Source organism: Nocardia aegles (assembly GCF_052545135.1).
Genome location: NZ_JBQWRI010000003.1, coordinates 283,630 through 298,820 on the forward strand (window position 1 = coordinate 283,630; position 15,191 = coordinate 298,820).

Here is a 15,191-nt window from a genome sequence, read left to right on the forward strand (position 1 = left end):
CGTTGTCCGCTGCTCTTGGTTATCGCCATTCGGCGCGGTGGTATTCCACTCACCGGCCGAAATTCACGTGCGGCGACCCATTCAGCGTAGCCACGCCGACCGACAAGAAACCGACGTGAAGCCGAACAATCGACCCGATAAGGTCGGCTCCATGCTGGATGACGCTCGCGTACGAGCCGACACTCCCGGATGCGTGTCCGGGCCGGAGCCCGGACCCGTTTTCCTCGACAGCGCCGGGTCGTCGTTGCCGCCGCGGGTCGTCACCGACACCGTCGTCGCGCATCTGCGGCGAGAAGCGGAGATCGGTGGCTATCGCGCGGCGAACGAGCGCCTCGATGATCTCGCCGACGTCAAAACCGCGATCGGCGCGCTGATCAACGCCGAACCCGAGAGCATCGCGCTCAGCGACAGCGCCACCCGGTCCTGGGCGGACTTCTTCTACTCGGTCCCGCTCGCCGCGGGCGACCGCATCCTGGTCTCCGAGGCGGACTACGCCAGCAATGCCATCGCCGCCCTGCAGCGCGCCCGCGCCACGGGCGCAACGGTGGAGCAGATCCCCAGCGACGGCAGCGGGCAGATCGACCTCGACGCGCTGGCCGCGCTGGTCGACGAACGGGTCAAGCTGGTCTCGGTACTGCACGCGCCGACCAACGGCGGGCTGGTGAACCCCGCCGCCGAGGCGACCAGGATCGCGCACTCGGTCGGCGCGCTGGTGCTGCTGGACGCCTGTCAGTCCGCCGGGCAGCTGCCGTTGGACGTCGCCGAACTCGGCGTCGACGCCTTGTCGGCCACCGGCCGCAAGTGGCTGCGCGGCCCGCGCGGCACCGGCTTCCTGTATCTGCGTCCGGAGTTGGCGCGCTCGATGGAACCCGGCCGACTCGACCTGCACAGCGCGGAATGGACCGGCCCGCACGACTACCAGCTCGCGCCCGACGCCAGCCGCTTCGAGTTCTGGGAGTGCGACGTCGCGGGTCGCCTCGGCCTGGGCGCCGCCGTGCGATACCTGCTCGAACTCGGTCCAGAAGACGTCTACGCCGCCATCGCCGCGCGCGCCGAGCACCTGCGCAAGGCGCTGCCGGAGATTCCCGGCGTCACCGTGCGCGATCTCGGCATCCGGCACAGCGGCATCGTGTCGTTCACCGTCGACGGCGTCGATTCCATCGAGGTGCGCGACCGGCTGCTGGCACAGGACATCACCGTCACGGTCAGCCACGCCGGTTCGACGCTGCTGGACATGACCGGCCGCGGTCTGAGCTCCGTGGTGCGCGCCTCGCCGCACTGCTTCGTCGGCTTCGACGAACTCGACCGCTTCGTCGCCGCGGTGGCGCGGCTGCGAGCCTGAGCCGCTAGCGCGACGGTCAGGCCAGGTGCACGGCCAGCGCCCTGGCCACCAGAGCCGCCGCGTCCGCTCCCGGGTCGACCAGGCGCAAGCTGCGGTTGGCCTGGGCGGTGGCGATGCCGTGCACATTCGTCCACAGGGCGATCGCGCGGTGGCGCGGGTCGACCGCGCTCGATTCCGCCGCCGCGCGGACCAGTTCGGCGAACCGCGCGAACAGCGGCAGGCTGATCGACCGCACATTCTCGCCGGAGCCTTCGAGCAGGTCGTGCCGGAACATGAGGGTGAACATCTCCGGCCGCCGCGCGGCGAACTCGATGTACTGGGCGCTCATCCGAGTGAGACGGTCGCGCGCGGCACCGGCGTCCACCGCGGCGAACCGGTCCGCGAGGTCGGCGAACCCGCGCGCCGCGATGGCGGCCAGCAGTGCGCGGCGGGTCGGGAAATAGCGCCGCGGCGCACCGTGCGAGACTCCCGCGGCCCTGGTGATGACCCGCAATCCCAGCCCGGCGGCGCCGACCTCTTCGAGCAGATCGACGCCGACGTCGACCAGTCGATCTCGCAGCGACTCGCTCTCGGTCATGTGGACATTGTCTACGCCCAGAGGCATGGGACCGCACGCCGGACGTAGACATTGTCTACGCGATCGAGTAGACAATGTCTACGCTCACTCTCCGGGAGGTATTCGTGTGGTACTCGCTGTTCAAGTACGTCCTGCTGGGTCCGCTGCTGCGACTGTTGGGCAGGCCCACGGTCGAAGGACTGGACAACATTCCGCGCACCGGACCGGTGATCATCGCCGCCAACCACCTAGCGGTGATCGACTCGCTCTACCTCGCCCTGGTCGTGCCCCGGCGGGTGACCTTCCTGGCGAAACAGGAGTACTTCACCGGAAAGGGCTTGCGTGGCCGGATCAATCGTTGGTTCTACTCGGTCTCCGGGCAGGTGCCGGTGGACCGGACCGGCGGTGACGCGGCCGCGGCAGCGCTGGCCGCCGCCACCCGCATCCTGGCGGACGGCGGGGTCTGGGCGATCCATCCCGAGGGCACCCGTTCACCGGACGGGCGGATCTATCGCGGCCGCACCGGCACGCTGCGGGTCGCCATGGCCACCGGCGCGCCGGTCGTTCCGGTGACCCTCTCCGGCACCGATCGGGTGAACCCGCGCGGCAGCCGTCTGCTGCGTTTCGGCAAGGTGCGCATCGCGTTCGGCGCGCCGCGTCGCTATCCGCCCGCCGAACAGCGCCATGTGGTGCGCGCCGCCACCGACGAGTTGATGCGCGAACTGGCCGCCCGCTCCGGCCGCTGCTACGTCGATCGTTACGCCGCAACTTTTCCGACCGCCGTTTCACGCCCCTGACCTGCGCCCCTGGAAATGGGGTTAACGCTGGGCCACTATGGCGTGATAGTCGGGGGAGGCCGGTTCCCGGCGAGGGTTGGTGATGAAGGAGTTGGGACTTTGAGCAGATTCACCGACGAGATGTACGCGACCGCACAGACCTCCGAGCGCGGACTGGTTACCGGCGAGCCCGCCGCCCCGCTGCGGCGCACCTGGCCCGAGATCCACCGGCTCGCCCGGCGCATGGCGGGCGGGCTGGCCGAAGCGGGCATCGGACACGGCGACGCGGTCGGCGTGCTCGCGGGCATGCCGGTCGACATCGCCCCGGCCTGCCAGGCCATCTGGATGCGCGGAGCGTCGATCACCATGCTGCACCAGCCGACCCCGCGCACCGACCTGATGGTCTGGGCGCGCGACACCGAAACCGTGCTGACCATGATCCAGGCGCGCGCGGTCGTGCTGGGCGCGCCGTTCGAAGCGGCCGAGCCGCTGTTGCGCGAACGCGGCATCACCGTCGTGCGCATCGACCAGTTGCCCGACGGCCCCGACATCGACCCGGTACCCACCGCCGAGGGCGATATCGCGTTGCAGCAGCTGACCTCCGGCTCGACCGGCTCGCCCAAGGCGGTGCGGATCACCCACGAGAACTTCTTCGTCAACGCCTACGCCATGTTCGACCGGGTGAAATTCCAGCTCGCCGACGACGTGATGGTCAGCTGGCTGCCCCTGTTCCACGACATGGGCATGGTCGGATTCCTCAGTGTCCCCATGCAATTCGGTGCCGAAGTGGTGTGCGTGACGCCGCTGGACTTCCTCACCAGACCACTGCTGTGGGCCGAGCTGATCAGCAAGTACCGCGGAACTGTCACCGCGGCACCGAATTTCGCCTATTCGCTGCTGGCCAGGCGGTTGCGGCAGGCCGACGACGGCGCGTTCGACCTCAGCAGCGTGCGGTACATGTGGAACGGCGCCGAACCGGTGGACCCGGACACCATGGAGGCCCTGGCCGCCGCCGGGAAACGCTTCGGACTCAACCCGATGGCGCTCACTCCGGTCTACGGCATGGCCGAGACCACGCTCGCCGTGTCGATCCCCGACCCCGGGCACGGACAGGTGCTCGACGTGATCGACGCCGATCTGCTCGAGGCGATCGGCAAGGCGGTGCCGGTGCCGGAGGAGCACGGTCAACCGGCCAATATCCGGCGCTTGCCCACCCTCGGCTACCTGGTCGACAACCTGGAGGGCCGGATCGTCGACAGCGAGCGTCAGCCGTTGCCCGCCCGTTCGGTGGGCGTGATCGAATTGCGCGGTCCCGCGGTGACGTCCGGGTATGTGACGGTGGACGGATTCCAATCGGCCCAGGACGACGAAGGCTGGCTGGACACCGGCGACATCGGCTACTTCACCGACGAGGGATTGATCGTGGTGTGCGGCCGGATCAAGGACGTGATCATCATGGGCGGCCGCAATATCTACCCCACCGACATCGAGCGCGCGGCGACGAGGGTGGCGGGCGTCCGGCCCGGCAACGCGGTGGCGGTGCGCCTGGACGCGGGCCAGAAGCGAGAGAGTTTCGCCGTGGTGGTGGAGAGCGGCAGCCACCACGACCCCGAAGCGGTCAAGCGCATCGAACGGGAAATCGTGCACTCGGTGTTCGCGGAGGTCGGCGCACGGCCGCGCACCGTCACCGTGCTCGGTCCCGGCGCCCTGCCGAAGACGTCCTCGGGCAAACTGCGCAGGGCCGCGACCGCGATGCATCTGCCGCGCGGGTGATCGGCCCGGCCCGCTGCGCGGCTCAGTGCAACTGATTCTGCGCGGTCTCCAGCCCCACGCGCAGCAGCAGCTCCACCGCGTCGGCGGCCTGCTCCACGATCACCGGGACCTCTTTGCGCTCCGGCGCCGAGAACGGCTTCAGCACATAATCGGCCGGATCCTGGCGACCCGGCGGTCGGCCGATGCCGATGCGGGTGCGCAAGTAGTCCTTGGTGGTCAGGGCGCTGGAGACGGAGCGCAGACCATTGTGCCCACCCTCACCGCCGCCGCGCTTGAGCCGGATCGCGCCGAACGGCAGATCGAGTTCGTCGTGCACGACGATCACCTCGGTCGGCGGCACGGAGAAGAACTTCGCCAGCGCGGCCACCGGCCGGCCGGACAGGTTCATGAACGAGCGCGGCTTGGCGATCAGCACCTGGCGCCCGTCCAGCCGCGCCTGCAGCAGGTCGGCGCCGGATTTCTTGTGCACACCGAAACGGCCGCCGACGCGCTCGGCGAGCACGTCGGCGACCAGGAAACCGATATTGTGCCTGGTGCGCTCGTACTCGGAACCTGGATTGCCCAGTCCGACGACGAGCGCGGGCCCGGCGGACGATTCGGTACTACTCAACTACTCAGCTACTCGGCGCTCGCGCCCTCGGCTTCGGCGGCACCCTCGACGGGCTCGGCGGCCGGGGCTGCGATGACGTTGACGATCAGGGTCTCGGCATCGGCGGCCAGGGCGACGCCCTCGGGCAGCTGCAACTCGCCCGCGGTGATCTGGGTGCCCGCCTCGACGCCCTCGACCGAGACCTCGATGGCCTCGGGCAGCTTCAGCGCGTCGGCCTCGACGGAGACGGTGGTGGCTTCCTGGGTGACCAGGGTGCCGGGGGCGGCATCGCCGGTGATGGTGACGTTCACGTCGGCGGTGACCTTCTCGCCGCGCTTGATGATCAGCAGGTCGGCGTGCTCGATGTAGCGGCGGATCGGGTGCACCACGACGGACTTGGTCAGCGCGAGCTGCTTCTTGCCGTCGATGACGAGGTTCAGCACCGCGTTGGTGCCGTGCTCACGCAGGATCGCGGCGAAGGCCTGGGCGTTCACCGACAGATGCTGCGGGTCGGTCTGGTGGCCGTACAGCACGGCCGGGACGTTGCCCGCACGACGGGTGCGACGCGCGGCACCCTTGCCGAACTCGGTGCGTACGGATGCTTCGAGAAGGTTGACGTCGGACATGACTGGATCTACTCCTACGGCTCTTCCGGGCTGTCAGTTACACGTCAGGGGTGCTGCACACCTGACGGATGGTCTATTCGTCGGGGCGAAGACCGAACAGGGACGGCCGGAAGCCGCGCCGCGTCGATCACGGTGTCGCAAAACTGGTCTGCGGTCACCCTCGCCGAGACAACCCGAACACCATACCCCAGTGCAGGGTCGCTGTTTGAATCGGGTGGTCACCGGCGGTTCGGCCGCCGCTCGAGCGAGTCGCGTACGCTGGCGTGGTTGCCGATCGGTCGTCTGTGAAAGGTTGTCTTGCGTTGAGCGCCTCCCCTGAGGGCGTTGTCGCGCCCGCATCCCGCGGGTTACCCGCCGAGGTAGCCCGCCGGCGCACGTTCGCGGTGATCTCCCATCCCGACGCGGGCAAGTCCACGCTCACCGAGGCGCTGGCCCTGCACGCCAGGATGATCTCCGAGGCAGGCGCGATCCACGGCAAGGCCGGGCGCAAGTCCACCGTCTCGGACTGGATGGAGATGGAGAAGGCGCGCGGCATCTCGGTCAGCTCGACCGCGCTGCAGTTCAACTACCGGGCCGAGGGCTCCGATGTGGACAGCGTCATCAACCTGGTGGACACCCCCGGCCACTCGGATTTCTCCGAGGACACCTACCGGGTGCTCACCGCCGTCGACGCCGCGGTGATGCTGATCGACGCGGCCAAGGGCCTCGAGCCGCAGACGCTGAAGCTGTTCCAGGTCTGCCGCCACCGCGGCATCCCGGTGATCACCGTGATCAACAAGTGGGACCGGCCGGGCCGGGCGCCGCTGGAACTACTCGACGAGATCAACGAGCGGATCGGCCTCACTCCCACCCCGCTGTTCCTCCCGGTCGGCATCGCGGGGGATTTCCGCGGACTGCTGCGCCGCGGGCCGGATGGCGTCCCGCTGGAATACATCCACTTCACCCGTACCGCGGGCGGCGCGACCATCGCGCCCGAGGAGTCGCTCACGCCCGAGTCCGCCGAGGCGCGCGAAGGGGAGCCGTGGAGCACCGCCGCGGAGGAGAGCGAGTTGCTCTCGGCCACCGGCCAGGACCACGACCAGGAATTGTTCCTGGCCGGGCAGACCTCGCCGGTCATCTACGCGTCCGCGATGCTGAACTTCGGCGTGCGGCAGCTGTTGGAGACCCTGGTGGCGCTCGCGCCCGCGCCCGGCCCGCGGCGCGACGTCGACGGCAAGCCGCGCGAGACCGGCGACCCGTTCAGCGCGGTCGTGTTCAAGGTGCAGGCGGGCATGGACGCCGCCCACCGCGACCGCCTCGCGTTCATGCGGATCGTGTCCGGCGAGTTCGAACGCGGCATGGTGGTCACCCACGCGCAGACCGGGCGCCCGTTCGCCACCAAGTACGCGCTGACCGTGTTCGGCCGCGAGCGGGCCACCGTCGACACCGCCTACCCGGGGGACGTCGTCGGCCTGGTCAACGCGACGGCGCTGGCTCCGGGGCACACCCTGTTCGTGGACAAGAAGGTGGAGTTCCCGCCGATCCCGTCGTTCGCACCGGAGCATTTCGCGGTGCTGCGGGCACGCAGCGCGGGCAAATACAAACAGTTCCGCAAGGCCGTGGACCAGCTCGACTCCGAGGGCGTGGTGCAGGTGCTGCGCAACGATATCCGCGGCGACGCCTCCCCGGTGCTGGCCGCGGTCGGCCCGATGCAGTTCGAAGTGGTGACCGCGCGCATGCTGGCGGAGTTCAACGTCGAGACCACGATGGAGCACCTCGGCTACACGCTGGCCCGCCGCACCGACGCCGCGTCGGCGGACGAGCTCGGGCGGCAGCGCGGGGTGGAGGTGTTCACCCGCTCAGACGGTGCGCTACTCGCGTTGTTCAGCGACAAGTGGCGGCTGCAATACATCGAGAAGGAGCACCCGGCGCTCACCCTGGAGCCCCTGGTCGCTACCGCCGACTGAGTCAGCCGGCCTCGGATTCCGGCGGCACCGGCGCGGCGCCGGGGTCGCGTTCGATCGACGAGATGCCGTCCTCCTTGGCGATCAGGCCCCAGCGGCTGGAGGTCAGGCGCAGGCTGGGCAGATCGCTGAGCGAGAGCACCACTTCGTAGGTGCGTTCGTAGCCGGTGTGCGAGATCCGCCACCGCCCGTCGTCGCAGCGTACGTAGCGGTCGGTGTAGAAGGCCGCGCCGCGCAGCAGCATGTTGTGGCCCGGAATGAGCACTGTGTCGGCGAGGTACCAGGTGCCGGTGGCCGTGTCGCCGTCGACATCGATCTCGGGGTGATCACAGCGGTGCTCGGTGATCACGTGCGGCCCGAGCGTGTTGCGCATGAACGCGATGAACGCCTCGCGCGATTCGAACTGGAGATATTCGCTGTAGGTCGCGGTCGCCTCGGGGACCATGGTGTCGGCGAAATCATCCCATGATTTGGTGTCGAGGGTGCGAAGATACCGGTACTTCAGCCGCGAGATCGCCGATACGTCGTCCGGCTCCCGCTCCTCGCTCCGGCCGCGGTCCGCCCGCGGATCGTCGCGCACCTGCCCGAAGTCGATCGGCCCCGGGTCGAAGCCCAGCCGCTCGTCGGCCGGCAGGTCGCCGGGATCGCGTTCGCCGGTGCCCGCCGCCCGCTGACCACGGCTCGGCCCGGGAGCGGCGTCGATGTCTCGCTCCTCGAGCTCGGGTCCGCTCGAATCTAAATCCACCCCGCCGCGCTCCGGCCGGCCCGGAGGGAACCCCGGGTCGTCGCGCTGCGGATCACCGGGACCCTTGCCCCGGTCGTTACGCGTTTGCCCAGCGATGCCCAAACCTGGGTCGCCGCGCCCCTGCCCGCCGGTTCGCTGATCCATACCCTCAACAATCCCATCCCGAGTGCCGGATTGGGAGAGGTGTATCAGATTGCTATCGCGGCGATCGGACCATCCCGACGAAGATCAACTGCACGGTGTCAGCTCCCGATCGTGAAGCAGGTGCGGCAGAAATCCTCGCCGAACTCGGTCAGCCGGAGACTCTTGCGGACGATCTTCGGCGCCCGGCCCGCCTTCTTCAGCGCCGCCTCCACCACGGGCTGCACCTCGAGCACCATGTAACGGCTCAGCACCACCGGATCGTCGGAGGTCAGGGTCAGCCCGAGGCGGGTGAGATTGATCAGGTAGGACCGCGCCCGGTCCGGGTAGCGGACCCCGGCCTGCTCGGGCACCGAGGTGAGATCGCCCTGCACCAGTTCCGAACCGATCCCGAGCGGACGGTTGGTGCGCACGTCCACCGACGGCTGCGGGCCGTTGCGCGCCATGAAGCGCAGGATGCGCGCCTCGTCGGGAGCGAGCTCGTCGAGGATGCGGTCGTAGGCCGGGTGCACGTCCTCGGTGAAGTAGACGTCGGCGGACCTGGCCAGCAGCGCGTCGCCCCGGCGGCGCAGCTCCTCGGTGCTCGCCGAGCGCGGGTACGGGCCGACGGCAGGCGCTTGCTGCGAGGGCGTGGGTCCGTTGGACGCCGGAACATAGCTGACGATTTCCCGGACCGAGCCCTCCGTGACGCCGAGCGCGCTGCGGGCGATGGAGCGCAACGCGTTTCCGGTCCGCTCGGCGATCTCCGAGGAGGACTCCCCGTCCAGAGCGGCCTGGGTGATCTCCCTGGTGACCTCGTAGGTCGTGCCGACCGCCCACTGGCTGCCGCGCACGACGGTGCCCGCGGCCACCCCGGCCGCACGGAACACACCGCGGATCAGCCGTGCCTCATTGCTGATCTGCCGCTGTTCGACATCCGAACTGCGCTCGACGGCGCGGGAACCTGGCCGTGCCACGTCCTGTCCGGTCCTGTCGTCTGCCACGTTTTCTCCGATATCGCCGGGGAACGGGATGCGTCCCACAGATTACTTCCCCTTGTGTCGCGGGGCATTCGCAGCGCCTGACTCGGACAGTGCGACCGGCACGCGGCGCGCAATCAGGTTTCTTCGCCGAGTGGGTGCTAGTTTTGGGTGCCGGTGAGGCGGCGGTCACCGGTGTATCGGCAGGAGGGTGTCGTGTTAGAGAGCGTATTAGGAATCCACCCGACGATCCTCCTCGAGCTCGTGACCATACCGCTTTTCACCGGGGTGATCGGCTACATCACCAACTGGACCGGTGTGCTCATGCTGTTCCAGCCGGTCGCCTTCCACGGCATCCGAGTTCCCGGCCTGCGCGCGCTGTATCCGTTCCTTCCCAAGCGAATTCAAGTTCTCCCGCTACTCAGCTACGACGGCAGGCTAGGGTGGCAGGGCATCGTTCCGTCACGCGCGGACAAGATGGCCAGCATCGCGGTCGACAAGGGCCTGGCCAAACTCGGCAGCGTCGCGGACTTCTACCGCGAACTCGAGCCGGACAAGCTCGCCGAGCACCTCGCCGGCATCGCCGACGCGCAGATCAAGGACATCGTCGAGGAAATCCTGCGCCGCGAGCATCCGCAGCTCTGGTACAACCTGCCCGCCCAGGTGCGCGACATGGTGCACGCCAGAGTGCGCCAGCAACTGCCGGAGATTCTGCGCGAGCTGACCGAGGAATTGGGCGCGAATATCGATCAACTGCTCGATGTGAAGCAGATGGTGATCCGCTACTTCCAGGCCCGGCCGCATCTGCTCAACACGTTGTTCCAGGTGCTCGGCGCGAAGGAACTGCGTTTCATGCAGAACTTCGGTTTCTACTTCGGCGCCCCGATGGGCGCGCTGCTGGTCGCCATCCTGCATCTGACCGGCTGGTCCAGCCTAGTCGTGCTGCCGATCGGCGGCGTGATCATCGGCTGGGTGGTCAACTGGCTCGGCATCAATATGATCTTCGCGCCCGCGTATCCGAAGTGGTGGGTCCCGTGGCGGCAGGGCCTGCTGATCAAACGCAAGTCCGAAATCACGGACGGATACGCGGAATTGGTTTCCAGCCAGGTGATCACCGTGGCGAATATCGGCGACGAGTTGCTCAACGGCCCGCGCTCGGACCGCACCATGCAGATGCTGGAGGACACGCTGCGCCCGGCCGCCGATCGCGCACTCGGCCCCGCGCGCCCCGCGGTCAAGTTCATGCTCGGCAGCCGCGAATACGACTCGCTGCAGTCGACGTTCACCAGCGAAGCGATCGCCATCGCGCCGATCGCGTTCGCCGACCCGGAATTCAACATCCGCCAGGGCAGGCAGATCAACGATTACATCGCGAAGCAGATGGCGATGTTGTCGCCGCCGGATTTCGTCGACATGCTGCGCGCGGCCATCAAGCAGGACGAATGGCTCCTTTTCGTCCATGGCGGCGTATTGGGGCTGTTCGCCGGATACGCTCATATCCTGATCTTCGGAACGGGAGTGGCGACATCATGGCTGTAGCGGGTCCGGACGGCGGCGATATCGAGGCCGTCGAGCACCTCGACGCGGCGGCGAGTGCCGAGCCGGCGCAGGAGATCGCCCGGCGGCCGGCTTCGGATCTCGCGCATACCGGCGAATTACCCCGACGGGTAACGGTTCCCCTGGCCACCGTGCGCCTCGCGCGGGTCGCGTGGACCGCGGTCACCGGGGTGACGTCCTGGGGAGTCGGCACCGCGGTCGGCGTCACTTCGACCGTTGTGCGGCGCAGCATCGAGGGAGCGCCGCCGCGAGAAGTGCTGGCCGAAGCGGAATCCGAGATTCGTGACGCGATGCGCAAGGCGCTCGGGATACCCGCCGCCGCGGCGCCGACCGCGCGGGAAGCGGTGCCGACGCTGCGTGAGCAGGGAGCCGCGCTGCTGCGATTGTCGGCCAGCCCGCACGGCGAGGACGACAGCCATCCGGCCTTCGCCGGCATGCTCGCCGAGCTGACCCCCGACGAGGCGCGCATCCTGCGTTTCCTGCATCTGGACGGGCCGCAGCCCTCGATCGACATCCGTACCGGCCGCCCGCGCGCCTTCGGCTCCGAACGCCTCGGCTCGATGCTCACGCTGATCGGTGAGCACGCGGGCCTGCGTTTCCCGAATCGGATCCAGCAGTACCTGACCAACCTGCGCAGGCTCGGTTTGATCGAGCACGCGTGCGAGCCGGTCGGCAACCCGAACCGGTACCAACTGCTGGAGGTGCAGTCACCGGTGCGGGAGATGCTGAAGCGCTTCGGCTTCGGCACCAAGGTGATCTACCGCAGCGTGGTGCTCACCGACTTCGGCGCGGACTTCGTGCGCACCTGCCTGCCGGTGGTGGTGCAGGACGGACGCGCCTCGGGCCACTAGCTCCCCCGACCGCGCAGCCACATCTCGGCCACCCGCTCGGATCCGGCCCGGCTCGCACCGCACCCCTGAGACCTGCTCCGTATCAGCGACGACGTCCCCGCTCGCGCGGGTGGGGCAGCGCCGATGTCGTGGGTTCCTCGCCTCCACGACGCACGGCGGGGATCGACGCCACCAGCGGCACGCCGCGGTAGACGCCGGGAGCCTTGTGCGCGCGTGAGCTACCGACCGGCATCGACCGGCCGCTCCCATTAGGCTTGAACACCGTGCTGTCAGTTGTGCCGAGTCCCGTCACCGTGCGGGCGCCGTCGAAGGTGAACCTCCATCTCGGAGTGGGCGACCTGCGTGCCGACGGCTACCACGACCTGACCACGGTGTTCCAAGCACTGTCCCTGAGCGACGATCTGGAGATCGCGCCGTCGGGTTCGCTGACCGTCCGGGTCACCGGAGAGGGCGCCGCGGAGGTGCCGACCGACCGGACGAATCTGGTCTGGAAAGCCGCCGTCCGGCTGGCGCACCTCGGCGGCCGCGCTCCCCTGGTGGAGATCGCCATCACCAAAGGCATTCCGGTGGCCGGGGGCATGGCGGGCGGCAGCGCCGACGCCGCCGCCGCGCTGGTCGGGCTGAACGAGCTGTGGGATCTGGGCCTGTCCAGGGAGGAACTGAGCGCGGTGGCGGCCGAACTCGGCAGCGACGTGCCGTTCGCTCTGCACGGCGGGACCGCGCTGGGCACCGGCCGCGGTGAGCGCCTGCTGCCGGTGCTGTCCCGCAATACCTTTCACTGGGTGCTCGCCTTCGCCAAGGGCGGCTTGTCCACTCCGGCGGTATTCGCCGAACTCGACCGCTTGCGCGAGCACGGCGAACCACCCCGGCTCGGCGAACCGCAGCAGCTGATGCAGGCGTTGGCCTCCGGCGACCCACGGCAGCTCGCGCCCCTGCTCGGCAACGACCTCCAGGCGGCGGCGGTGTCGCTGAAACCGGAACTGCGCCGCACGTTGCGCGCGGGCGTCGCCGCGGGCGCGCTGGCCGGACTGGTCTCCGGTTCCGGGCCGACCTGCGCGTTCCTCTGCGAGAGCGAGGAATCGGCGATCTCGGTGGCCGCCGAACTCGCCGGCGCGGGCGTCTGCCGCAGTGTGCGGACGGCCAGCGGACCCGTGCCGGGTGCGCGCGTGCTCAGCGGCGACGCACCCGGTAAGCACTGACCGGCCGCGGGCCGCGAACAGAGGCGGCCGTGCCGCGACGACACCGCGGTGGCATCGCGACAGCGAGCCGATTCGAACGAACGACGTTCGTCCCGCCGGCTCGCCGCCGTTCGCCGGGCGGACGGGCGGTCCGCCCAGGTCGGTACGCTGGCCCGGGGCCCCACGGCCGCGACAGGTAGGTCTCATCGGACCGCCCCCGCAAGACACGGAAGGATCCATGTCCAACCTGATCAATCTCGAACAGGTCCACAAGAGCTTCGGGATCAAGCCGCTGCTGGACAACGTCTCGCTCGGCGTGCACGCGGGCGAACGGATCGGAGTCGTCGGCCTCAACGGCGGCGGCAAGACCACTCTGCTCGAGGTGCTCACCGGCATCGAGGAACCGGACAGCGGCCGGGTCAGCAGGCTCGGCGGCCTGCGCATTGCGGTGGTGACCCAGCGCGGCACGCTGCCCGCGGGCGCGACGGTCGGTTCGGTGGTGCTGGCCGGGCTGGCCGACGACGCGATGACCGACGAGGTCGCCGAACACGAGTGGGCCGCCGACCCGCGCATCCGTTCGGTCATGGACGGCATCGGCATCGCCGATCTCGGCATGGACACCCCGGTGGACAACCTCTCCGGCGGCGAGCGCCGCCGGGTGGCGCTCGCCGCCGCACTGGTGCGCGAACTCGACCTGCTGGTGCTCGACGAGCCGACCAACCACCTGGATGTCGAGGGCGTGCAGTGGCTGGCCGCGCATCTGCTCGGCCGCCGCAGCGCGCTGGTCGTGGTGACCCACGACCGCTGGTTCCTCGACACCGTCGCCACCAGCACCTGGGAGGTGGTCGGCGGCAAGGTCGAAAGCTATGAGGGCGGCTACGGCGACTGGATCTTCGCCCGTGCCGAGCGCGCCCGCCAAACGGACGCGTCCGAGGCCCGGCGGCGCAATCTGGCCCGCAAGGAACTGGCCTGGCTGCGCCGCGGCCCGCAGGCACGCACCTCCAAGCCGCGCTACCGGGTCGAGGCCGCCGAGGCCCTGATCGCCGACGTTCCGCCGCCGCGCGACAGCGTCTCGCTGGCGGCTTTCGCGCGCAAACGCCTCGGCCGCGTGGTGGTCGAACTGGAGGACGTCACGCTCACCACGCCGGACGGCCGGGAACTGGTACGGGACCTGACCTGGCGGCTGGCGCCGGGCGAGCGCGTCGGCCTGGTCGGCGTCAACGGCTCGGGCAAGACGACCCTGTTGCGCACCCTGGCGGGCGACACCGACGCGACCTTGGCCGCCGGCAAGCGCATCCAAGGTCAGACCGTCCAGATCGGCTGGCTGCGCCAGGAACTCGACGACCTGCCGGCCGACCTGCGCGTGCTGGCGGCGGTACAGCAGGTCGCACAGCGAATCATGCTGGGCGACAAGGAGATCTCGGCGGGTCAGCTGGCCGAGCGGTTGGGCTTCAGCCCCGCCCGCCAGCGCACGCCGGTCGGCGATCTGTCCGGCGGTGAGCGGCGGCGCTTGCAGTTGACCCGCATCCTGATGTCCGAACCGAACGTGCTGCTGCTCGACGAGCCGACCAACGACCTGGACATCGACACCCTGCAACAGCTCGAGGACCTGCTCGACAACTGGGCGGGCACGCTGGTCGTGATCAGCCACGACCGCTACCTCATCGAGCGGATCTGCGACTCGACCTGGGCACTGTTCGGCGACGGGAAGCTCACCAACCTCCCTGGCGGCATCGAGGAGTATCTGACCAAGCGCGCGACCCTGGCGACTAACCAGGCCCGCACCGCCGCGCCGGACGCCAAGCCCGCCGACGCCCCGGCCACCGATTCCGCGGCCTACCGCGCGGCCCGCAAAGAGCTGACCCGGCTGGAACGCGCCATCGACAAGCTGTCCGAGCGCGAGCAGCGCTTGCACGTCGCGCTGGCCGACGCCGCCACCGACCCGGACAAGCTGGTCACCCTGGGCGCGGAGCTGAAGCAGGTGCTCGCGGAGAAGGAAACAGCCGAAGAGCGCTGGCTGGAACTGGCCGACGGCGTGTGAGCCGCACCCCCAGTTCGCGGGGCCGATGAGCGCGGGCACGCGACGTCCGGGGCAGCCGCGCCGAGGGGGCCCTCCACGCTTGCGTCCGATACCCCGAGGGGGTATCTTTCGATT

13 protein-coding genes are annotated in these 15,191 nt (G+C 69.4%); 8 read left to right on the plus strand and 5 right to left on the minus strand.

All coding sequences use genetic code 11. The features are described 5' to 3' along the window. The first annotated feature begins 151 nt into the window (after positions 1-151). Complete coding sequence (locus tag ACT89H_RS11310) at positions 152-1,342, plus strand: aminotransferase class V-fold PLP-dependent enzyme (RefSeq protein ID WP_445108510.1); 1,191 nt, start codon at positions 152-154, stop codon at positions 1,340-1,342. 16 nt (positions 1,343-1,358) lie between these two features. Here ACT89H_RS11310 and ACT89H_RS11315 read toward each other — a convergent pair whose 3' ends face one another. Beyond that, positions 1,359-1,919, minus strand: coding sequence for a TetR/AcrR family transcriptional regulator (locus tag ACT89H_RS11315; protein ID WP_445108511.1), 561 nt, complete (start codon positions 1,917-1,919; stop codon positions 1,359-1,361). 104 nt (positions 1,920-2,023) lie between these two features. On the opposite strand from ACT89H_RS11315, the gene ACT89H_RS11320 reads away from it, so the two are divergent. Further along, positions 2,024-2,695: a lysophospholipid acyltransferase family protein gene (locus tag ACT89H_RS11320; RefSeq protein WP_445108893.1), complete on the plus strand. Its 672-nt coding sequence runs from the start codon at positions 2,024-2,026 to the stop codon at positions 2,693-2,695. A gap of 99 nt (positions 2,696-2,794) precedes the next feature. Beyond that, positions 2,795-4,447: a fatty acyl-AMP ligase gene (locus tag ACT89H_RS11325; protein ID WP_445108512.1), complete on the plus strand. Its 1,653-nt coding sequence runs from the start codon at positions 2,795-2,797 to the stop codon at positions 4,445-4,447. Between the two features lie 22 nt (positions 4,448-4,469). Here the strand turns inward: ACT89H_RS11325 and pth are convergent, their stop codons facing one another. Together pth and ACT89H_RS11335 are read right to left on the minus strand one after the other, a co-directional pair. Beyond that, entirely contained in the window at positions 4,470-5,057 is a 588-nt protein-coding gene (gene pth, locus ACT89H_RS11330; RefSeq protein ID WP_445108513.1) for an aminoacyl-tRNA hydrolase, read from the minus strand. A gap of 8 nt (positions 5,058-5,065) precedes the next feature. Continuing rightward, complete coding sequence (locus ACT89H_RS11335) at positions 5,066-5,662, minus strand: 50S ribosomal protein L25/general stress protein Ctc (protein WP_445108514.1); 597 nt, start codon at positions 5,660-5,662, stop codon at positions 5,066-5,068. Positions 5,663-5,964: 302 nt separating this feature from the next. Between ACT89H_RS11335 and ACT89H_RS11340 the strand changes: the two genes are divergently transcribed. Continuing rightward, positions 5,965-7,608, plus strand: coding sequence for a peptide chain release factor 3 (locus tag ACT89H_RS11340; protein ID WP_445108515.1), 1,644 nt, complete (start codon positions 5,965-5,967; stop codon positions 7,606-7,608). A gap of 1 nt (position 7,609) precedes the next feature. On the opposite strand, the gene ACT89H_RS11345 is transcribed toward ACT89H_RS11340, so the two are convergent. Both ACT89H_RS11345 and ACT89H_RS11350 read right to left on the minus strand, forming a co-directional pair. Further along, positions 7,610-8,185 (minus strand): nuclear transport factor 2 family protein, encoded by a 576-nt coding sequence (locus ACT89H_RS11345; protein ID WP_445108894.1) that lies wholly within the window; start codon positions 8,183-8,185, stop codon positions 7,610-7,612. 407 nt (positions 8,186-8,592) lie between these two features. Then, positions 8,593-9,474, minus strand: coding sequence for an Abi-alpha family protein (locus ACT89H_RS11350; protein ID WP_445108516.1), 882 nt, complete (start codon positions 9,472-9,474; stop codon positions 8,593-8,595). Between the two features lie 240 nt (positions 9,475-9,714). Between ACT89H_RS11350 and ACT89H_RS11355 the strand changes: the two genes are divergently transcribed. From ACT89H_RS11355 to ACT89H_RS11370, 4 genes are all read left to right on the plus strand, one after another. Further along, positions 9,715-10,989, plus strand: a complete 1,275-nt coding sequence (locus ACT89H_RS11355; RefSeq protein WP_445108517.1) for a DUF445 domain-containing protein — start codon at positions 9,715-9,717, stop codon at positions 10,987-10,989. Then, the gene (locus tag ACT89H_RS11360) at positions 10,980-11,858 is read left to right on the plus strand and encodes an Abi-alpha family protein (protein WP_445108518.1); all 879 of its coding nucleotides are present in this window, start codon (positions 10,980-10,982) and stop codon (positions 11,856-11,858) included. Before ACT89H_RS11355 ends, ACT89H_RS11360 begins: the two co-directional genes overlap by 10 nt. Before the next feature lie 263 nt (positions 11,859-12,121). After that, positions 12,122-13,057, plus strand: coding sequence for a 4-(cytidine 5'-diphospho)-2-C-methyl-D-erythritol kinase (locus ACT89H_RS11365; protein ID WP_445108519.1), 936 nt, complete (start codon positions 12,122-12,124; stop codon positions 13,055-13,057). A gap of 217 nt (positions 13,058-13,274) precedes the next feature. Continuing rightward, positions 13,275-15,077 (plus strand): ABC-F family ATP-binding cassette domain-containing protein, encoded by a 1,803-nt coding sequence (locus ACT89H_RS11370; RefSeq protein ID WP_445108520.1) that lies wholly within the window; start codon positions 13,275-13,277, stop codon positions 15,075-15,077. Positions 15,078-15,191 lie beyond the last annotated feature (114 nt).